The following is a 20,205-nucleotide window of genomic DNA, read 5'->3' as shown; positions in this document are numbered from 1 at the left end:
ATTGCCGTCTCCCCAGAGATGCCCGAAACGCACGCCAGACGCCACGCTATCGCTGCCGCAAAGCCGGGGTCAACACAGCGCATTTCTCGCCCTGCAATGCAAGCCATGCGCCATGGATCAGCCCGCGCCGGATCAGCCCGCGCGCCCGCGCCGCGCCACGGTCGAGCGCGGCGCGGATCGCCGCCTTGGGCAAATGGCCGACATCGACGGTGACCGGCAGATCGCCGAGATCGCTGTCGTCGCGCAAGCTTCGCGCCGGGCGGCGGATGATCGCCGGATGATCGACGTTGACGGCGTTGGCCACCATGGTGGCGGCGGCATCGGCGGTTGCCGCGGTGGTGGCCAGGATGGTCACCGCGTCGGCAATGCCGAGCGACTGCGAGCGGCCGCGCCAGCCCGAGGTGGCGATACCGCGGACAGGGTCCTCGGCCCGGATCTCGGCCCGCGCGTCGATCATCGGCCGGTCCTGGTTCGCCACCACGCCGAGGCTCAGGCTCTCGCCCGGCGCCAGGTGCAGCGCGATGTCGCCGCCATTGTTGACATAGGCGCGGGCGAGCTGGCGGCCGGCCAGCATGGCGGCCAGCACCTCGTCCGCCACGGCTCCGGCCACCGCCGCCATCGGCGTGATGTAGACGCGGCGATAGGGCCACACGGCCTTGACCATGCGCCGCGCGATCGGGCCCTCGACCTTTCGCACGGTGCGGCCGACCGGCATACGCAGGATCGCGAGCTCGTCCACCAGGCCCTGCAGCACGGTTTGGAAGCGCTCGCCGGCTTGCTGGTAGGCAGAAATGACTTCGCGCGGCGCACCAAATGCCTCGGCGATGATGTCGATCGGGCCGTGCTGCAGGTGCAGCCGGCCATCGGGGAGCAGGACAGAAAGCCTTCCCCCGCCGCCAGGTGGGGGAAGGTTTGGATGGGGGCGGTTGCCGGTGGGCGCCGCGCCTCGCGGAACCGCCCCCACCCCGACCTTCTCCCGGCTTTCGCCGAGGGAGGGAGTCATCCGCTCTGCCTCGATTTCGGCTCGATCGGCCAGGGGTTGTCGGGGCGCCAGGCCTCGCGGGCAAGGTTGCGGCCGCGCAGTACTTCCTCCAGCGGCACGGCGCGGTCGGCATAGCCGCCGAGCGCGGCATAGTCGGCCAGAGGTAGCGTGAACTCGATCGGCGCCACCAGCGCCGGTGTCGGCACATAGCCAAACGACTTGTCCGGCATGCGCATCACATCGACCATGTAGGTGATGCCGCCGCCCGGCCAGATATAGACCGGCGCGCCGCCGGAGGTGACGCGGGTCAGGCTCTGCTTCACCGAGCGGGTCAGGCGCACCGGGTTCTCGGTCACCCCGGCGCGGAGCGAGCCGCCGGCGCCGGCCATGAACAGCACGGTGCAGAGCGCCGGCTCGCAATTCTCGGCGATGCGCTCGACCACATTGCGGATCGGCGCCGGCATCTCGGCCGGCTGCGGCTTGAGCTTGTCGTCGAGCACGAACCAGGCGGCATGCTCGCCGGTGGTCGAGACCATGAGGAGCCGCATGCCGGGCCAGGCCGTCTTCGGATCGATCCTGGCGATGATCTCCAGCGGGTCGGTGATGTCGGTGCCGCCCCAGCCGAGACCCGGCTCCGCCACCTGGAAATAGCGCCCCGGCGTCGACTTGCGCCCGCGCACCCGGATGCCGCCGGGCCGCATGTCGAGGAAGCGGCCGGCCTGGTGCTCGGTCAGCACGCCGGTGATGTGGTCGTCGACCACGATCACCTCGTCGGCATGGCCCAGCCATTGCGGTGCGAAGATGCCGATGGTGGCGGAGCCGCAGCCGACCCGCATGCGCTCCTCCAGCTTGTCGTCGACCACCGGCGGCTGGCCCGCCTGCACCACGACGCGGGCGCCGCCATCGATCGCAAGCTCCACCGCTTCCTTGTTGCAGAGCGCCAGCAACGTGTCGCAGGTGACCGTGCCTTCCTTCTTGGAGCCGCCGGTCAGGTGGCGCACGCCGCCGAGCGAGAGCATCTGCGAGCCGTATTCGGCGGTGGTGACATGGCCGACCTGCTCGCCCTTGGCTCTGACAGCCGCCGTCTCGGGGCCGAGATAGCGGTCGGTGTCGATCTTCAGCTTGAGGCCGCAATAGCTGAAGATGCCCTCCGACACGACGGTCACCATGTCGATGCCGTCGTGCTTGCTGGAAACGATGAACGGCGCCGGCTTGTAATCGGGATAGGTGGTGCCGGAGCCGATGCCGGTGACGAAGGTCGCTTGGGGGCGCAGCAGGCTGCCGTCCCAATCGGTGCCGCCGGCAAAGGGCACCATCGGCTGGCCGCTCTCCGCGGCGCGATGGGCGATCACCAGCGGATCGCAGCGGGTCAGGATGCCGTCGATATTGGCGTAGCGATCACAGGCGCCGGTCCTGCCCGGCCGGATGCGGCACAGCACCGGGCAGGCATCGCAGCGGATCGTGTCGTCGCCGGCCGCTTCTTCGGCCCCGGTAGCACCCATCGGCCCCTCGCGGAATGCGGCCATGATCTTACGGCATGGCCGGCCGCTCCGCGATGTTGCAGGATGCGTGCCGGAGGAGCGCTCATTGCTCGAAAAGCTCAGGCAGTTCGCCCGCGACCGCGCGGCGGGCCATCCGGGATTGTTTCATCCCCAGGACTTCCCGTCCGACTTGTTCCGGGCGATGGGCGAGGCGCGCCTGCTCGGCGCGACCGATCTCGGCACCATTGCCCGCGGCGACGCGATCATTGCCGAAGCGACCGGCTCTCTCGGCTTCGCCTCTGCCTGGGCCGGCCAGTCGATGGTGCCGCTGGTGCTCGACAAGCGGGCCGGGCTGCCCGCCGCGGTGAAGGCCGGCGTCGCAACCGGCGAGACGATCATCTCGCTCGCCATCTCCGAGCCCAAGGCGGGCGCCCATCCGAAGCACCTTGCCGCTACGGCAACCAGGGTTTCCGGCGGCTGGCGGCTGGACGGCGAGAAGGCCTATGTCACCAACGGCCCGATTGCCAGCCACCTCGCCGTCCTCGCCATCACCGAGGCGGGCGGCTGGCGCAAGCAGTTCTCCTTCTTCCTGGTGCCGACCGGCACGCCGGGCCTGAACCGCGTCGACCATCCGCAATTCGACTTCCTGCGCCCGGCGCAGCATTGCGGCTTCCGGCTGGAAGGCTGCGTGGTGCCGGAGAGCGCGCTGATCGGCACCCCCGGCAAAGGCTTCGCCGAGATCGCGCTGCCGTTCCGCAACCTGGAGGATGCCGCCGGGATCGGTGGCCTGATCGCGGTGCTGAAGCACGCATCCCGCCGGCTGGTCGCCCGGCTCCCCGCACCTATCACGGATGAGATCGCACTCGTCCTGGGCGAGATCGCCGGCCTGGAAACCGCCATGCAGGCGCTGGACGACCGGCTGATCGGCATGCTGGAAGCCTGGAATACCGAGACGGATGAAGCGGGTATCCGGCTGGTCGCGATCCGCGACCTGGCCCGGCGTCAGGCGGCGGCCTTGCGCGAGCTCGGCCCGCACGGCGACGAGCACATTAACCGCATCCTGCGCGACGTCGAAAAATCCCTGGATATCGCCCGTGTCGCCCGGCAGATAAGGAAGGCGCGGCTGGGTCGGTCCCATTTCACCCCTGGCCAGAGTCCTTCCGGAAAGTCCGCAGAATGAACGCTCCTTTCGATCGCAAGCTGGCCTCGGTGGACGCCGTGGCCGAGGGCCTGGTCTCGGTCGGCTACATCCCGAACCGGCAGATTTCCACCGCCGTGTTCCTGGCCGAGCGGCTCTCGAAGCCGATCCTGGTGGAAGGCCCGGCCGGCGTCGGCAAGACCGAGCTCGCCAAAGCCGTCGCCAGCCACCTGTCGCTGCCGCTGATACGCATGCAGTGCTACGAGGGCCTGGACGAGAGCAAGGCCCTCTACGAGTGGAAATACGGCAAGCAGCTGCTGTACACGCAGATCCTCAAGGACAAGCTCGGCGAGGAGATGCGCGGCACCGCCAGCCTGAAGGACGCGTTGGTCAAGCTCGACGCCGTCGACGACATCTTCTTCTCCGAGCGCTTCCTCGACGAACGCCCGCTGCTCAAGGCGCTGCGCCATCCCGGCGGCGCCGTGCTGCTGATCGACGAGGTCGACAAGGCCGACCAGGAATTCGAGGCCTTCCTGCTCGAGATCCTGTCGGATTTCCAGGTGACCATTCCGGAGCTCGGCACCGTCTCCGCCGTGGTGCCGCCGCTGGTCTTCCTCACCTCGAACTCGACCCGCGACATGGGCGATGCGCTGAAGCGCCGCTGCCTGCACCTGCATATCGGCTTCCCCGACCCGAAGCTGGAGCGCCGCATCATCGAGGTGCGGGTGCCCGGTGTCGGCGAGCGGCTGCGCCGCCAGCTGGTCAGCTACGTGCAGCAGCTGCGCGGCATGGACCTGAAGAAGCTGCCCTCGGTCAGCGAGACGATCGACTGGGCGCGGGTGCTGGTGCTGCTGCACGCGGAATCGCTGGAGCCCGACATGGTGCGAGACACGCTCAACGTGCTGCTGAAGTTCGAGGAGGACGTGGAAGCCGCCGGCATCCAGGTCCCGGCCTTCGTGCACCAGGCGCTGCGCGATGCGGAAGCCGGGATCTAACAACTGCCCCGGAGCGTCATGCCCGGGCTTGACCCGGGCATCCACGGCTCTCCGGCGCTCTGAGGCCAAGGCGTGGATGGCCGGGTCAAGCCCGGCCATGACGGTTTCGGTTGGCTCCACGCCATGACCGCGCACGAGCCCATGGTCCGTTTCCTCGGCACCTTGCGCACGGCGGGCGTGCGCATTTCGGTCGCCGAGGGGCTGGACGCCATGCTGGCGGCGGAGATGGTGGGCTATGAGGACCGCCAGCTGCTCAAGGATGCGCTGGGGCTGACCGTCGCCAAGTCGGCGGAGGAGAAGGCGCTCTACGACGTCTGCTTCGACGACTTCTTCCGCCGCGACGAGTTCAAGGGCCAGGCCCTGGGCAACAGCGAGGAGGGCGAAGGCGAGGAGAGCGACGGCCCGAGCGAGGCCGGCGAGAGCGGCACCGCGCTCGGCCAGATGCTGCTCGGCGGCGACGGTGCCGCGCTGGCCCAGGCGATGGAGCGCGCCGCCAACGACGTCGGCATCAGCCAGATCCGCATCTTCACCCAGGTGAACCTCTACGCGCGGCGCATCATGGAGCAGATGGGCCTGGACGAGCTGGAGGCGGAGATCGGCGGCATGCGCCGCATGGGAACGCCGCAGGCGAGCCAGCAGGCCGACCAGCTGGACGCCGCGCGCGAGGGCTTGCGCGAGCAGGTGCGCGATTTCGTGCAACGCCAGCTCGAAGTCTATGCCCGCGGCGAGACCAGCCGGCTGCGCGACGAGTTCCTGCGCCAGATGCGCCTTGGCACCATGGGCCCGCGCGACAAGGCGCGCATGCGCATCCTGGTGCGCCAGATCGCACGGCGGCTGGCGACCCGGCACGCCCGGGTGATGCGCAAGAAGCGCAAGGGCCAGCTCGACACGCGGCGCACCATCCGCAAGAACATGCCGAACGACGGCGTGCTGTTCCGCACCTTCTTCCGTTTCAAGAAGATCGACCGGCCAAAGATCGTGGCGATCTGCGACGTGTCCGGCTCGGTCGCCGCCTCGGCCGAGTTCCTGCTGCTGTTCCTGTGGAGCCTGCGCGAAGTGCTGTCGGGCGTGCGCGCCTTCGCCTTCTCCAGCGACCTGATGGAAGTGACCGAGACCTTGGACAAGCAGGAGCCGGAGGAAGCGACCAAGCACATCCTGCGCACCATCGGCTTCGGCTCCACCAATTACGGCAACTCGCTCGCCACCTTCCGCAAGAACTGGCTCGGCATCCTCGACCGCAAGACCACGGTGATCATCCTGGGGGATGCCCGCGGCAACCGGACGGAGCCGCGCGCCGACATCGTGCGCGAGCTGTCGGAGCGCTCGAAGCGGCTGATCTGGCTGAACCCGGAGGGGCGGCCGGTCTGGGGCAGCGGCGACAGCGACATGCTGCGCTACAAGCCCTATTGCCACCTCGCCATGGTCTGCAACAGCCTGCAGCACCTGGAGGAGGTCGTCTCCGACCTGCTGGAGGCCGAGCGCAGCGGCTGAACCCCTTCCCTCGCCCGCGCCTTCGCGGTTAGAGTGCGCCCCGCGCAAGAATCAAGGGGAGGCAAGCGCCATGCAGGGATACCTGCGCTATATCGCCATTGCGGCCGGCCTGGTCATGATCGCCGGAACCGCCGCTGCGGATGTCCAGACCAAGCAGTTCAAGGTGGTCGGCACCTTCGGCAACCTGACCAACTGGCAGAAGCTGGAAAAGCCGCTCTGGGAGGAGACGCTGCCCAAGGCCTCCGGCGGCAAGCTCACCGCCCAGGCGCAGCCCTCGACCGAACTCGGCCTCAAGGGCTTCGAGATCATGCGCTTGCTCAAGCAGGGCATCTTCGACTTCGCCCATGCGCTGCCGATCTATGTGGCGGAAGACGCTGTGCTGGAAGGCGTCGACCTTTCCGGCGTCGCCCGCGATTTCGCGACCGCGCGCAAGATCACCGAGGTCTATCGCAACATCCTGCAGGAAGCGATCGGCAAGCAGTACGGCGCACGACTGCTCAACATGTACCCCTACCCCACCCAGGCGTTCTACTGCCGCAATGAGGTGAAGAGCGTCGCCGACCTGAAAGGCAGGAAGATCCGCGTGCAGGGCGCGAGCCAAGGCGATTTCGTCGAGGGCCTCGGCGGCACCTCGGTCACCATTGCCTTCGCCGAGGTGGTACCGGCGCTGGAGAAGGGCGTGGTCGATTGCGGCATCACCGGCACCATGCCGGCCTACAAGGCCAAGTGGTACGAAGTGGCGAAGCACGCCTTCTACCTGCCGGTCGGCTACACCGTCGCCTTCACCGCGGTGAACCAGCGCACCTGGGCCGGCCTGAACAAGGAAACCCAGGACCTGATCACCAAGGAGATGACCGCCTGGGAGGATCTCGCCTGGAAGACCATCGAAGCGGAGAACGACGAAGGCCTTGCCTGTTCCACCAACGGCAAGTGCAGCCAAGGCCCGAACGGCAACATCACGCTGGTGAAGCCCTCCGAAGCCGACTTCAAGGCGCGCGAGAAGATCCTGACCGAGGTGGTGCTGAAGCGCTGGGCCAAGCGTTGCGGCGAGGCCTGCGCCAAGCAGTGGAACGACACCGTCGGCAAGGTGGTCGGCCTCACGGCGAGCGGGAGCTGAGGCGCCGCCTTCTCGCCAGCGTCGAATTGAGAGCGGGGCGGCATGCAGCAGCGGTCGAAAGCCGTCATGGCCGGGCTTGACCCGGCCATCCACGCCGGTGGGCAACGCGAAGGAAAGCCGTGGATGCCCGGGTCAAGCCCGGGCATGACGAACTCGGCACGCGGCGAGATCTTTCGAGTTCTCAGTCGCTGCTGATGCTCGATCATCTCGACCGCATCGCCGAGCGGATGGCCCGCGTCACCGTCTGGATCGGCGGTGCCATGCTGCTCGCCGCCGCGATCCTGGTCACCATCGACGTGCTCGGCCGCAAGACCGGCCTGCTCAACATGGGCGGCTCCGACGAGCTTGCCTCCTATGCCTTTGCCGTCGGCACGGCCTGGGCTTTTTCCTTCGTGCTGCTGCAACGCGGCAATGTCCGCATCGATGCGGTGTACCAGCTTCTGCCGCTCTGGCTGCGCAGCGCGCTCGATGTCGTGAGCCTCGCCTCGCTCGCGACCTTCGTCGGCTTCCTGGTCTGGCGCGCCGGCGTCCTGGTGCAGACCACGATCGAGCTCGGCGCGCGCTCGGTGACGCCGATGCGGACGCCGCTGATCGTGCCCCAGGGCCTGTGGCTGTTCGGCCTGGTCGTGTTTCTGATCGTTATCCTGTTGACCCTGGCGCGCGCGGTCGTGGCGCTGGCACAACGCGACTTTCTCGCGGTGCAGCGGACCGCCGGCGCGGCCGGCGTGCAGGACGAGATCGAGGGCGAGATCAGAAGCCTCGCCGGCGGGCCGCCGGCGAGCGGCCGGCCCTGACGATGCTCGGCGCGACCCTCGGCGTTCTTCTCCTGCTGCTCGCGATCAGCGTGCCGGTCGCGGCGGCGCTCGGCGTGCTCGGCCTCGTGCTGTCGAACTTCTTCTCGTTCATGCCGCTGCATCTCGCGCTCGGCGACACGGCATGGCAGACCTCGGTCGAATACATCCTGATCGCCATCCCGCTCTTCGTGCTGCTGGGCGAGATCCTGCTGCGCTCCGGCATTGCCGCCGGCGTCTATGCCGCGATCGCCGAATGGGTGTCCTGGCTGCCCGGCGGGCTGATGCACGCCAATATCGGCACCTGCACGATGTTCGCGGCGACATCCGGCTCCAGCGTGGCGACGGCGGCGACGATCGGCACCGTGGCGATCCCCGAGATCGAGAAGCGGCGCTATGACGAGGCGCTGTTCCTCGGCACCATCGCCGCCGGCGGCACCCTCGGCATCCTGGTGCCGCCTTCGATCAACATCATCATCTACGGCATTCTGACCGACACTTCGGTGCCGCAGCTCTATCTCGCCGGTTTCATCCCGGGCTTTCTGCTGGCGGCGCTGTTCTCGCTGACCGTGATCCTGTTCTGCCTGTTCGACCCAAAGAAAGGCGGGATCAAGGTGCAGACCAGCTGGCAGCGGCGCATCGCGACGCTGCCGAACCTGCTGCCGCCGTTCGGCATTTTCCTGATCGTCGTCGGTTCCATCTATGCCGGCATCGCGACGCCGACCGAGGCGGCTTCGCTCGGCGTGGTCGCCGCGCTGATCCTCGCCGCCGCGCGCGGCCGGCTCTCCCTCGCCATGCTGAAGCTCGCGCTGGAAGGCACCATGCGGACCACGGCGATGATCATGCTGATCATCCTGGCGGCCGGCTTCCTGAACTTCGTGTTGGCCGGCATCGGCCTGACCACCCAGCTCGCCGATTTCCTGAAGGGCCTCGGCCTCGGCCCGCTCGGCATGATGATGGCCGTGATCGTGTTCTACATGATCCTCGGCTGCTTCATGGAGACACTCTCCATGATGATCACCACGACGCCGCTGATCGCGCCGATCGTGTTCCATCTCGGCTACGACCCGGTCTGGTACGGCATCCTGATGACGGTGCTGATGGAGATGGCGCTGATCACCCCGCCGGTCGGCGTCAACCTATACGTCGTGCACGGCCTGCGCGGCCGCGGCTCGATGAACGAGGTGATCCGCGGCGCCACGCCTTTCGTGCTGGCGATGGGCGGATTGATCGTGCTGCTGATGATATTCCCCGATATCGCGCTCTGGCTGCCGGCCCAGTTCAAGTAGCTACATCACCGCCAGCGTGCTGTTCCGAACATCGGTGATCAGCATCGCACCCGGCGCGTGGGTGATGCAGAAGGGCAGCCTGGCCGCCGCCACCACCGCCTGGGGCGTAACCCCGCAGGCCCAGAAGACCGGCACCTCGCCGGCCAGGATCTCGACCCGGTCGCCGTAATCGGGCTTGTCGATGTCCTGGATGCCGATCGCCGCCGGGTCGCCGAAATGCACCGGCGCGCCGTGCACGCGGGGGAAGCGCGTGGTGATCTGGATGGCGCGGATCGCATCCGCCGGCACGAAGGGCCGCATGGAGACGACCAGCGGCCCATGGAACGGCCCGGCCGGCGCGGTCGCCACATTGGTGCGGTACATGGCGACGTTCTGATTGCGCTCGATATGGCGGATGCGGAGCCCGTCCGCCACCAGCGCCTCCTCGAAGGAGAACGAGCAGCCGAGCACGAAGGCGACCAGGTCGTCGCGCCAGAGGGCACGGATGTCGGTCGGCTCCTCCGCCAGCTGGCCGTCGCGCCAGACGCGGTAGCGCGGCACGTCGGTGCGGATGTCGATATCGCCGCCCAGCATCGGCAGCATGGGATCGCCCGGTTGCGACATGCCGATCACCGGGCACGGCTTGGGGTTCAGGTCGCAAAAGCGCAGGAAGTCGTGGGCCACGGCCTTCGGCAGGATGGCGAGGTTGCCCTGCACCATGCCCGGCGCCAGGCCCGCCGTGGGGCCGGCATGCCGGCCGCTGCGGATTGCCGCGCGGGCCGCCAGGGCCGCCGCCTCCGGACCACCCGTTACCGTTGCACCCGAGACTTTCGGCACTGCCGACATGACCGCCTCCATCCGCCGGGTGCAGAATACCAGTCCCCGCGGAAACGCGCGAAGCCGTGTTCGCGCACGGGCGCGGAAGCCCGCTATGGTGCGGTGATGAGCGATGTCTTGACGCCCGATCTTTGCGTGATCGGTGCCGGGTCGGGCGGCCTGTCGGTCGCCGCCGGCGCCGTGCAGATGGGCGCCTCCGTGGTGCTGATCGAGCGCCACCTGATGGGCGGCGACTGCTTGAATTTCGGCTGCGTGCCGTCGAAATCGCTGATCGCCGCCGCCCACGCCGTGGCCGGCATGCGCGGCGCCCGGCGCTTTGGCATCGCCGCCGCCGAACCGCGCGTCGACGCCGCGGGCGTGCGCGACCATATCCGCGGCGTGATCGAGGCGATCCGACCGCATGATTCGCCGGAGCGCTTCGAAGGCCTGGGCTGCACTGTGATCCTGGCTGCCGCACGCTTCGCGGCGGCGGATACCTTGGTCGCCGGCGACCGCATCATCAAGGCACGACGCTTCGTCGTCGCCACCGGATCGGTACCGGCAGTGCCGCCGATCCCGGGTCTGGCGGAAGCGCCCCATCTGACCAACGAGACGGTGTTCGATCTCGACGTCACGCCGGCGCATCTGATCGTGATCGGTGGCGGGCCGATCGGGCTCGAGATCGCGCAGGCGCATCGCCGCCTGGGCGCCAGAGTCACCGTGCTGGAAGCGGCGCGCATCCTGCCGAAGGACGATCCCGACCTGGTCAAGGTCGTGCGCCAGCGGCTGGCGGAGGAAGGCGTCGATATCCTCGAAGGCGCCAACGTCAGCCGCGTCGAGCGCGGACCGGATGGCGTCGTCGCCGTAGTCGGCGAGAGGCGGATCGAGGGCTCTCACCTTCTCGTCGCCGCTGGGCGCAGACCCCAATTCGACGGTTTGGGACTCGATGCCGCGGGCGTCGAGCACACGCCGAAGGGGATCACGGTCGACCGGCGGCTGCGCACGTCCAATCGACGCATCTTCGCCATAGGTGATGCCGCCGGCGGGCCGGCTTTCACCCATATGGCGGGACATCATGCGAGCGTGGTGATCCAGAACGCGCTGTTCCGGCTGCCCGCCAAGGTGAACCAGAGCTCGGTGCCCTGGGTCACCTATACCGATCCGGAGCTGGCCCAGATCGGCCTGACCGAGGCGGAGGCGCGCAAGCACCACGGCGACAGCGTGCGGGTCGTGTGGGAGCCGTTCACCGGCAACGACCGCGCCCGGGCAGAACGCGCGACGGAGGGCGGTATCAAGCTGGTCGCCAGCAGCCGCGGCCGCGTTCTGGGCGTCGGCATCGTCGGCGCGCATGCCGGCGAGCTGCTGCTGCCCTGGGCGATCGCCATCGACCAGGGCCTGAAGTTGAAGGCGCTCGCCTCGGCCATCGTGCCCTATCCGACCCTGAGCGAGATCTCCAAGCGGGCCGCCGGCCAGTTCTACGCGCCCGCGCTGTTCGGCCCGCGGGTCAAATGGCTGGTCCGCCTTCTGAGCAAGCTCGGCTGAGATGCGCCGATATGTGAAGCACTTCCTGCCGCTCGGCATGCTGGTCGTGGCGCTGGTTCTGGCAATCGTCTTCGACCTGCCGCGCTATGCCCGCCTGGATGCGCTGCGCGAGCACCGCGAGGCGCTGCTCGCCTTCGTCGCCGCGCGCCCGCTGGCGGCACCGCTGGCCTTCCTCGGCGTCTATGCCGGCTGGGTCGCGCTGTCGATCCCTGGCGCCTTCCTGCTGACCGTCGTGGCGGGCTTCCTGTTCGGCACGCTGCTTGGGGGCGCGGTGGTGGTGATCGCGGGCACGCTCGGCGCCACCATCATCTTCCTCGCCGTGCGCTATGCCTTTGCCGATCTGCTGCGCGCCTATGCCGGGCGCTGGCTCGGCAAGCTGCAGGCCGGGTTCAACCGCAATGCGTTCAGCTATCTGCTGGTGCTGCGGCTGGCGCCGGTGTTTCCCTTCTTCGCCGTCAATATCGCGCCGGCCTTCCTCGACGTGCGGGCCGGAACGTTCTTCGCGGCGACCTTCATCGGCATCATTCCGGCCTGCTTCGTCTATGCCTCGGTCGGCGCCGGGCTCGGCTCGATCCTGGATGCCGGCGGCGAGCTCGATGCCGGCAGCGTGCTGACGCCGGAGGTCATTCTGGCGCTGTCGGCGCTCGCCGCGTTGTCCTTGCTCCCGGTCGTGCTGAAGCGCTTCCGCCGCGATTGAGGCCCCGCCCTTGCGGCGGGTATGGCCCCGGAGTAAGCAATTTCGAGAATCCGTTCATCCCAGGAGGAAATGCCCCATGGCCAACGAGCTGTACCACTTCGTCGGGGGCAAGAAGGTCAAAGGCAAGAGCGGCCGGTTCGGCGACGTCTACAACCCGACCACCGGGGAGCTCGCCTCCAGGGCGCCCTTCGCCACCGCCGACGAGGTGCGCGAGGTGATCGCCAATTCCGCCGCCGCCTTCCCGGATTGGGCCGCCACCTCGCCGCTCGCCCGCGCCCGGGTGATGTTCAAGTTCAAGGAGCTCTGCGAGGCGCATGCCGACGAGCTGGCCCGCCTGATCTCCAACGAGCACGGCAAGGTGCTGTCGGACGCCAAGGGCAGCCTGCAGCGCGGGTTGGAAGTGGTGGAATTCGCCTGCGGCATCCCGCATCTGTTGAAGGGCGAATATTCCGAGGGCGTGTCGCGCGGCATCGATCTCTATTCCATGCGCCAGCCGCTCGGCGTCGTCGCCGGCATCACGCCGTTCAACTTTCCGGCCATGGTGCCGATGTGGATGTTCGCGGTCGGCATCGCCTGCGGCAACACCTTCGTGCTGAAGCCGTCGGAGAAGGATCCGTCCTGCCCGCTGCGCCTGGCCGAGCTGATGCTCGAGGCCGGCGCGCCTCCGGGCGTGCTGAACTGCGTGATCGGCGACAAGGTGGCGGTCGACACCATCCTGACCGACCCGAACGTGAAGGCGGTCAGCTTCGTCGGCTCGACCCCGATCGCGCAATACGTCTACACGACCGCGGCCCAGCACGGTAAGCGCGTGCAGGCGATGGGCGGCGCCAAGAACCACATGATCGTCATGCCCGATGCCGATCTCGACCAGGCGACCGACGCGCTGATCGGCGCCGCCTACGGCTCCGCCGGCGAGCGCTGCATGGCGGTCTCGGTCGCCGTGCCGGTCGGGCAGAAGACGGCCGACGCGCTGATCGAGCGGCTGGTGCCGCGCGTCCGCGCGCTGAAAGTCGGCCCTTCGACCGCGCCGGATTCCGAGATGGGTCCGCTGGTCACCAAGGAGCATCTCGCCAAGGTGAAGGGCTATGTCGACCATGGCGTCAAGGAAGGCGCCAAGCTGGTCGTCGACGGCCGCGACCTCAAGCTGCAGGGCTACGAGAACGGCTATTTCATGGGCGGCTGCCTGTTCGACAACGTGAAGGACGGCATGAAGATCTACGAAGAGGAGATCTTCGGGCCCGTGCTCTCGACAGTACGCGCCGAGACCTTCGAGGAGGCGATCCGGCTGCCCTCCGACCATGCCTTCGGCAACGGCGTCGCCATCTTCACCCGCGACGGCGACGCGGCGCGCGATTTCGCCAGCCGCGTTCAGGTCGGCATGGTCGGCGTCAACGTGCCGATCCCGGTGCCGCTCGCCTTCCACACCTTCGGCGGCTGGAAGGGCTCGGCCTTCGGCGATACCAACCAGCATGGGCCGGAAGGCGTCCGCTTCTACACCAAGATCAAGACGGTCACCTCGCGCTGGCCGACCGGCATCCGCGCCGGCGCCGATTTCAACATCCCGACGATGCGTTAACTGGCATTGGAATAGTCTGTGCAAGCGGGCGGCCCAGCGCCGCCCGCTTCACGTTTGGACGCGATGACGACCGAGCCCCCGATCGCCGCCTATCGCCGCCTGCGCAAGCAAGGCGCGCTGAAGCATGACCAGGCGCAGGAGCTGGCGGCGGAGAAGCTCGACGCGCTGCACCACCAGCTCACCGGCTACGATCCGAACGCCACCGAGGGCGGCTGGCTCGGCTTCTTCGGGCTCTCCCGCAAGAAGGGCGAGGAGCCGCCGCAGGGCCTCTACATCTATGGCGATGTCGGCCGCGGCAAGTCCATGCTGATGGACCTGTTCTTCGCCGGCGCGCCGGTCCAGAAGAAGCGCCGCGTGCATTTCCACGCCTTCATGCAGGAAGTGCATCGCGAGATCTTCAAGTTCCGCCGGGAGGAGAAGAGCCAGGGGGACAAGGGTAGGAACGGTAACGTCAATCACGACCCGATCCGCCCGGTCGCCAAGGGCATCGCGAAGAGCGCCTGGCTGCTCTGCTTCGACGAGTTCCAGGTGACCGACGTCGCCGACGCCATGATCCTCGGCCGCCTGTTCGAGAAGCTGTTCCGGCGCGGCGTGGTCGTGGTCGCGACCTCGAACCGGCCGCCGGACGACCTCTATGCCGGCGGCCTCAACCGCCAGCTCTTCCTGCCCTTCATCGCCATGCTGAAGGAGAGGCTCGACGTGTTGGAGCTGGAGGGCGAGCAGGATTACCGCCTCGCGCGCCTCGTGGGCCGGCCGGTCTATCACACCCCGCTCGGGCGCGCGGCCGAGGCGAAGCTCGACGAAGCCTTCCGCGATCTGACCGACGGCGTCGAGGCCGGTCCCGACGAGATCGAGGTGCTCGGCCGCAAGCTCGTCATTCCGAAGGCGGCCAAGGGCGCGGCGCGGGCGAGCTTCGACGAGCTCTGCGCCGCCGCCCTCGGCCCGGCCGACTACCTCGCCATCGCCGACCGGTATCACTCGCTCGTGTTGTCCGGCATTCCCGAGCTCGGGCCGGCGCGGCGCAACGAGGCGAAGCGCTTCGTCACCCTGATCGACGCACTCTACGAGGCGAAAGTGAAGCTCGTCTGCTCGGCGGAAGTGGGACCGAACGAGATCTACCCGGCCGGCGACGGCAGCTTCGAATTCCACCGCACCGCGTCACGCCTGATGGAGATGCAGTCCGCCGAATACTGGGCCCTGCCGCACAAGCATGTGGGACCGGCCGCTTAGCCCTGCTTCATCCGATACCGGAAATCGCAATAGGCGGCGCCCTTCATGATGGTCTGGGTGCGCTTGAATTCCAGCGTGTCGCCGGCGACATCGGCGATGTGGAAATCGATGTCGCAGAGCAGCACGGTGCCGAGCTCCGGCTCGCCCAGCGCCTTGAAGAACTCGGCATAGGCGCAGCGCGTCACGTTGTAGTTCCGCACCACGCCGTCGTCCTGCAGCATGTCGCGGTCGACAGCGTTGCCGATGCGCGGCCTGAGATCGGCCCAGATCGCATCGAACCGCTCGCGCGGATTGCCGCCCTTCTGCTCGCCGATGCGCTTGTACAGCCCCTTCGACCATTCGGTCAGCGCTTGGCCGACGATGCGATCGGCCTTCTCCTTGCCGATCTCGGCGCGCAGTGCCTTCAGGATCGGGACCAGGACCTGCGCCTGGAGCTTCACCTCTTCAAGCAGCGACAGGTCCTGGCTCATCGGGAGCTCTCCCTCTGAATTAATAGCCCGCGGCCATGCCGTCCTTGCGCGGGTCGGAGCCGGCGGCGAGGGTGCCCTTCTTCCAGTCGATGGCGATCATCTGGCCGCCGCCCCAGGGCATTTCCGGCGTGGTGATGGTGTGGCCCATCTTCTCCAGCGCCGAAGCGGTGGCGGCCGGGATGCCGCGCTCCAGCTCCAGCTTGCCGGCGAGGTGGAAGGCGCGGGCGCAGTCCAGCGCCTCCTGCGGATCCATGCCGTAATCGAACATGTTGGTCAGCACATGCGTGTGGCCGACCGGCTGGAAGGCGCCGCCCATCACGCCATAGGCGACGGTGGCCTTGCCCTTCTCGGTCACCATGCCGGGGATGATGGTGTGCATCGGCCGCTTGCCGCCCTCGATATTGTTCGGGTGGCCGGGCTGCACGCGGAAGCCGGCGCCGCGGTTCTGGAACAAGACGCCGGTCTTGTCGGAGGTGATGGTCGAGCCGAAGCCGAAATAGAGCGAGTTGATGAAGGAGCAGACGTTGCGGTCCTTGTCGACCACGGAGAGATAGATCGTGTCGCGGTAGATCGGCAGCGCGCTGCCCTCCTCCGGACCCATCGCCTTCTTCATGTCGATCTTGGCGCGCAGCTCGTCGGCATATCTGGCCGACAGCATCTTCTTCAGCGGCACGTCGCTGAAACGGGGATCGGCCACGTACATGTCGCGCATCGAATAGGCGAGGCGCGTCGCCTCCGCCTCCAGGTGGATGCGCTCGGGGCTGAGCGGCGGGTATTTCGAGAGATCGAAGCCCTGCAGGATGTTGAGCATGACCAGCGCGGTCACGCCCTGGCCGTTCGGCGGGATCTGGCGGATGGTGCGGCCGCGATACTTGGTGCCGATCGGCTCGACGATCTCGGCCTCCGCATCGGCGAAATCCTCCAGCGCATGGGTGCCGCCGTGGCTCTTCAGGTGCTTCACCATGTCGGCGGCGATCGCGCCATAATAGAAGGCGTCGCGCCCCTTCTTCGCCACCGCCTTCAGGGTCTTGGCGAGCTCCGGCAGGTAGTGGATGTCGCCCGCCTTCGGCGCCTGCCCCTTCACCAGATACTTCTTCGCGGTCGAAGGATCGTTCTTCAGCTTGGCCGCCATGCGGCCCCAATCGTGCGCGACGCGCGGCGTGATCGCGAAGCCCTTCTCGGCATAGTGGATGGCCGGCTGCAGGCAGGCTTCCAGGCCGAGCTTGCCGTATTTCTTGAGCAGCTTGTCCCAGCCGTCGATCGCGCCGGGGATGGTGACGGCGTGGACGCTCTCGGTCTCGATCTTGTTGATCTGCCGTTCCATCAGGTACTCGGCCGAGATCGCCTTCGGCGCCTTGCCGGAGGCGTTCAGGCCCCAGACCTTGTCGGTGCCCTTGGGCGCGTAAAGCACGAAATTGTCGCCGCCGATGCCGGTCGACATCGGTTCCACCACGCATTGCACGGCGCAGGCCGCAACCGCGGCATCGGCCGCGGAGCCGCCCCGCTTCAGGATGTCGATCGCCGTCATGGTCGAGAGCGGGTGCGAGGTCGAGGCGGCGCCGTTCACGGCATGGACGACGGAACGGCCGGGCAGCTGAAGATCGCGCATGATGTCCTTGGGGTTTTATCGATAAGGCGGCAGCTGGCCGCAAATCTAGACAGCTTCGCCCCGGCTGGATACCCCGCGGGGCGCAAGGCAGGCATCACAGCCCCGCGATAGGCAGATCTCAAGCCCCGCGATGCGCCGGCAGCCAATCACAGGCGAAATCGACCAGCGCGCGCTGATACATCAGCCGCCCCCTTCCGCCGCCGACCGGGCCGTCGGCCACCTGGCCGGTCGCCGCGAAGGCCTCGCCGATGGCCGAAAAGTCGCTGTCGTCATATTCGGTCTCGGTGAAGGTCGCCCAGGTCCGGGCGCCACCCTGCAGCACGGGCGAACCCTGCTCACGCCGGCGCTTGCCCGGCCAGGCGGCGCGATGCTCGGCCAGATGCAGCGAGGTGTTGTTCTCGTGCCCGACGCCGAGCAGCAGGACCTTGGCATCAAGGTCATAGAGGCGCGCCAGCGGCGAGCCGTCGCCGAAACCGTCGCCCAGGGCGTGACCGGCAACGATCCGCGCCGCCGCCGGCCCGCGCGCCGCGAACGACATCTGCGGATGCGCGCTGCGCAGAACGCCCGGCAGGCTGCGGAAGCACTCGGCGACCGCGCCCACATTGTAGGTCGGCGTCACCGCCGGATCGAAAGCCGGCAGCTCGGCACGGATCACCGGCCACCAACTCTCCGGCACCGGCGGCGTCCGCCAGCGCGAGGGCTCCGAAAGATCGCCGGTGAAGCTCGGCATCACCAACGTCCCGGTGGAGCCGACCGCGCGTTCGAGCGCGGCGATCACCGCCGGCGCGCCGCCACAGACCCAACCGAGCCGGCTGAGCGAGCAATGCACCAGCACCACGGCGCCCCATCTGAGGCCGAGTTGCGCAAAATCCCGCGCCAGGCTGGCAATGGTCACCGGCCGTTCGCCGGTCCTGGCGATTGCCGCCGCTTCCCCCTCGCTCATGGCGCTCGCCTCCCGCCGCCTTGTCGATATCCTGACAGACGAGAATGCGGGAGGACACGATGACGAAAGCGACAGAAGAGGCGGGGCCGCAGGCGCTGGAAGGCATCCGGGTGATCGACATCGCGACCGTGCTGGGCGCGCCGGTGGCGGCGACCTTGCTGGCCGAATTCGGTGCCGAGGTGATCAAGGTCGAGGAGCCCAAGACCGGTGACCTGCTGCGCCAGTTCGGCGCTCAGAAGAACGGCGTGCCGCTCGCCTGGCTGCAGGAGGCCCGCAATAAAAAGTCCGTCACGCTCGACCTGCGCCACCCCGAGGGCCAGAAGCTGCTGCAGCGCCTGCTCAAGGATGCCGATGTGCTGGTGGAGAATTTTCGCCCCGGCACGCTGGACAAATGGGACCTCGGCCGCGAGGCGCTCAAGGCGATCAACCCGCGGCTGGTCGTGCTCCGCATCTCGGGCTACGGCCAGACCGGCCCCTACGCGCACAAAGGCGCCTTCGACCGTGTCGCGTCCGCCTTTGCTGGCCTCACCGGCAGCTCCGGCTATGCCGACCGGCCGCCGGTCAGGCAGAGCTTCGCGCTGGCCGATTTCCTGGCCGCGTCCTACGGCGCCTTTGCGGTGATGATGGCGCTCTATCACCGCGACGTGCATGGCGGGCCGGGGCAGGAGATCGATCTCGCGCTCTACGACCCGATCCTGCGCTCATCGGAGAGCATGCTGACGATCTACCAGCAGCTCGGCCAGATCCGCGGACGGACCGGCAACCGCAATCCGGGCGTGGTGCCGGCCGGACAATACGCGACGCGCGACGGCCGCTTCGTCGTCGCCCATGCCGGCACCGATGCGCTGTGGGCGAAGCTGAGCCGTCTGATCGGGGGCGCGGCGCTCGATCCTGCGTTCAAGTCGGCCGAGGGCCGCCGCCAGGCCGGCGACAAGGTGGAGGCGCTGGTCGAGCAATGGTGCCTCGGCCACGACGCCGCCGAGCTGATAACGAAACTCGAAGCCGCCGGCATCCCCGCCGCGCGCCTCAACGACGCCAAGGACCTGATCCAGGACCCGCATATCCGCGCCCGCAACCTGGTCGAATGGGACGATGCGCGGCTCGGCAGGGTAGCGATGGTCGACGTCGTGCCGAAGCTTTCCGCCACGCCCGGCCGCATGCGCTGGGCCGGCCCCGACAAAGGCGCTCACAACGCCGAGATCTGGTCCCGCCTCGGCCTCGACGCGGCGGAGATCGCGCGGCTGAAGGATCAGGGCATCATCTGAACACACCGTGGCGCCCCGTGCCGCCGGCGAAGCGGCCGGCGCCGGCCTGGGTCTCGGCGCGGAAAGCCTCCTGGCCGAGCTCGACCTCGAGACGGATCGCATCCTCCTCCGCCAGATCCCATTGCCGCAGCATCGCCTCGCGGTCGGAGCGCATACAGACTTGCGGGAACGCGGCGAGCTCAGCTGCGAGCTGTTCGGCGGCGACACGTGCCGTGCCCTTCAGCACCAGGCGGTTGGCGAGGCCGATCTCGTAGGCCTCCTTGGCAGCGACCGGACGGCCGGTCAGGAACATGTCGAGCGCGCGGCTTTGGCCGATCAGGCGCGGCAGGCGCACCGCGGCGCCGTTGGTCATCGGCGCGCCGAAGCGGCGGCAGAACACGCCGAACACCGCGCTCTCGTCCACGACACGGAGATCGGCCCAGATGGCGAGCGCGAGGCCCGCCGCTACCGCATGGCCTTCGACGGCGGCGATCACCGGTTTCGAGGGCTGGCGCCGTGTCAGGCCGCGATCCGGCCCGGCCCAGGCGAAGCCGATGCCGACACCCGTCGAGAGCTCCTTCAAGTCCGCGCCGGCGCAGAAGGCACCGCCCGCGCCGGTCAGCACCGCGACGCTCTGCGCCGGATCGGCGTCGAAGTCCTGGAACGCGTCCCACAGCAGCGCGAGCGTTTCCTGGTCGCAGGCATTGCGCGCCTCGGGGCGGTTGATGACGACGGTGGTAATCGGCCCTTTGCGCTCGACCAGCACTTTCGACATGGACGCTTCCTCCCGAATTATCCGCCGGCTGTTGTACCCA

Annotated in this window: 18 protein-coding genes; 11 read left to right on the top strand and 7 right to left on the bottom strand. The window is 68.2% G+C overall.

The features are described 5' to 3' along the window. Positions 1 to 46 precede the first annotated feature (46 nt). A complete protein-coding gene (locus DT074_RS10505; protein WP_368744592.1) occupies positions 47 to 964 on the bottom strand; it encodes a UPF0280 family protein in 918 nt (305 codons plus the stop codon). A 35-nt stretch (positions 965 to 999) separates the two neighbouring features. After that, positions 1,000 to 2,484, bottom strand: a complete 1,485-nt coding sequence (locus tag DT074_RS10500; RefSeq protein WP_119419798.1) for a 6-hydroxynicotinate reductase — start codon at positions 2,482 to 2,484, stop codon at positions 1,000 to 1,002. Positions 2,485 to 2,506: 22 nt separating this feature from the next. On the opposite strand from DT074_RS10500, the gene DT074_RS10495 reads away from it, so the two are divergent. The 6 genes from DT074_RS10495 to DT074_RS10465 all read left to right on the top strand — a co-directional run bounded on the left by DT074_RS10495 (position 2,507) and on the right by DT074_RS10465 (position 9,284). Beyond that, a complete protein-coding gene (locus tag DT074_RS10495) occupies positions 2,507 to 3,643 on the top strand; it encodes an acyl-CoA dehydrogenase family protein (protein ID WP_162914799.1) in 1,137 nt (378 codons plus the stop codon). Next, entirely contained in the window at positions 3,640 to 4,596 is a 957-nt protein-coding gene (locus DT074_RS10490) for an AAA family ATPase (RefSeq protein WP_119419796.1), read from the top strand. Before DT074_RS10495 ends, DT074_RS10490 begins: the two co-directional genes overlap by 4 nt. Before the next feature lie 72 nt (positions 4,597 to 4,668). Beyond that, the gene (locus tag DT074_RS10480) at positions 4,669 to 6,087 is read left to right on the top strand and encodes a vWA domain-containing protein (RefSeq protein WP_119419795.1); all 1,419 of its coding nucleotides are present in this window, start codon (positions 4,669 to 4,671) and stop codon (positions 6,085 to 6,087) included. Between the two features lie 70 nt (positions 6,088 to 6,157). Continuing rightward, positions 6,158 to 7,204 (top strand): TRAP transporter substrate-binding protein, encoded by a 1,047-nt coding sequence (locus tag DT074_RS10475; RefSeq protein WP_368744591.1) that lies wholly within the window; start codon positions 6,158 to 6,160, stop codon positions 7,202 to 7,204. Positions 7,205 to 7,323: 119 nt separating this feature from the next. After that, on the top strand, positions 7,324 to 7,998 hold the full coding sequence (locus DT074_RS10470) for a TRAP transporter small permease (RefSeq protein ID WP_162914798.1): 675 nt from the start codon (positions 7,324 to 7,326) through the stop codon (positions 7,996 to 7,998). Between the two features lie 2 nt (positions 7,999 to 8,000). Continuing rightward, positions 8,001 to 9,284: a TRAP transporter large permease gene (locus DT074_RS10465; RefSeq protein ID WP_119419793.1), complete on the top strand. Its 1,284-nt coding sequence runs from the start codon at positions 8,001 to 8,003 to the stop codon at positions 9,282 to 9,284. Here the strand turns inward: DT074_RS10465 and DT074_RS10460 are convergent, their stop codons facing one another. Then, a complete protein-coding gene (locus DT074_RS10460) occupies positions 9,285 to 10,109 on the bottom strand; it encodes a putative hydro-lyase (RefSeq protein WP_119419866.1) in 825 nt (274 codons plus the stop codon). It lies immediately after the preceding gene. Positions 10,110 to 10,205: 96 nt separating this feature from the next. Between DT074_RS10460 and DT074_RS10455 the strand changes: the two genes are divergently transcribed. From DT074_RS10455 to zapE, 4 genes are all read left to right on the top strand, one after another. Further along, positions 10,206 to 11,621, top strand: a complete 1,416-nt coding sequence (locus DT074_RS10455) for a dihydrolipoyl dehydrogenase family protein (protein ID WP_119419792.1) — start codon at positions 10,206 to 10,208, stop codon at positions 11,619 to 11,621. A gap of 1 nt (position 11,622) precedes the next feature. Continuing rightward, positions 11,623 to 12,318, top strand: coding sequence for a TVP38/TMEM64 family protein (locus tag DT074_RS10450; protein WP_119419791.1), 696 nt, complete (start codon positions 11,623 to 11,625; stop codon positions 12,316 to 12,318). A 76-nt stretch (positions 12,319 to 12,394) separates the two neighbouring features. Further along, positions 12,395 to 13,894 (top strand): CoA-acylating methylmalonate-semialdehyde dehydrogenase, encoded by a 1,500-nt coding sequence (locus tag DT074_RS10445; protein WP_119419790.1) that lies wholly within the window; start codon positions 12,395 to 12,397, stop codon positions 13,892 to 13,894. A gap of 63 nt (positions 13,895 to 13,957) precedes the next feature. Beyond that, positions 13,958 to 15,124 (top strand): cell division protein ZapE, encoded by a 1,167-nt coding sequence (gene zapE, locus DT074_RS10440; protein ID WP_119419789.1) that lies wholly within the window; start codon positions 13,958 to 13,960, stop codon positions 15,122 to 15,124. On the opposite strand, the gene DT074_RS10435 is transcribed toward zapE, so the two are convergent. The 3 genes from DT074_RS10435 to DT074_RS10425 form a co-directional block, all read right to left on the bottom strand. Beyond that, complete coding sequence (locus DT074_RS10435) at positions 15,121 to 15,594, bottom strand: L-2-amino-thiazoline-4-carboxylic acid hydrolase (protein ID WP_119419788.1); 474 nt, start codon at positions 15,592 to 15,594, stop codon at positions 15,121 to 15,123. The genes zapE and DT074_RS10435 overlap by 4 nt on opposite strands. A gap of 19 nt (positions 15,595 to 15,613) precedes the next feature. Beyond that, entirely contained in the window at positions 15,614 to 17,203 is a 1,590-nt protein-coding gene (gene ggt, locus DT074_RS10430) for a gamma-glutamyltransferase (protein ID WP_119419787.1), read from the bottom strand. 118 nt (positions 17,204 to 17,321) lie between these two features. Continuing rightward, positions 17,322 to 18,146, bottom strand: a complete 825-nt coding sequence (locus DT074_RS10425) for an AAC(3) family N-acetyltransferase (RefSeq protein WP_119419786.1) — start codon at positions 18,144 to 18,146, stop codon at positions 17,322 to 17,324. Positions 18,147 to 18,205: 59 nt separating this feature from the next. Here DT074_RS10425 and DT074_RS10420 point away from each other — a divergent pair, with 59 nt between their 5' ends. Next, complete coding sequence (locus tag DT074_RS10420; protein ID WP_162914796.1) at positions 18,206 to 19,411, top strand: CaiB/BaiF CoA transferase family protein; 1,206 nt, start codon at positions 18,206 to 18,208, stop codon at positions 19,409 to 19,411. Here DT074_RS10420 and DT074_RS10415 read toward each other — a convergent pair. Next, entirely contained in the window at positions 19,404 to 20,165 is a 762-nt protein-coding gene (locus DT074_RS10415; protein WP_119419784.1) for a crotonase/enoyl-CoA hydratase family protein, read from the bottom strand. The two genes, DT074_RS10420 and DT074_RS10415, sit on opposite strands and share 8 nt — an antisense overlap. Positions 20,166 to 20,205 lie beyond the last annotated feature (40 nt).

Origin of the sequence: Desertibaculum subflavum, assembly GCA_003576705.1 — a bacterium.
In the GTDB taxonomy this organism is placed as follows: Bacteria; Pseudomonadota; Alphaproteobacteria; order Ferrovibrionales; family Ferrovibrionaceae; genus Desertibaculum; species Desertibaculum subflavum.
This window is presented reverse-complemented; position numbering and strand designations above follow the sequence as displayed.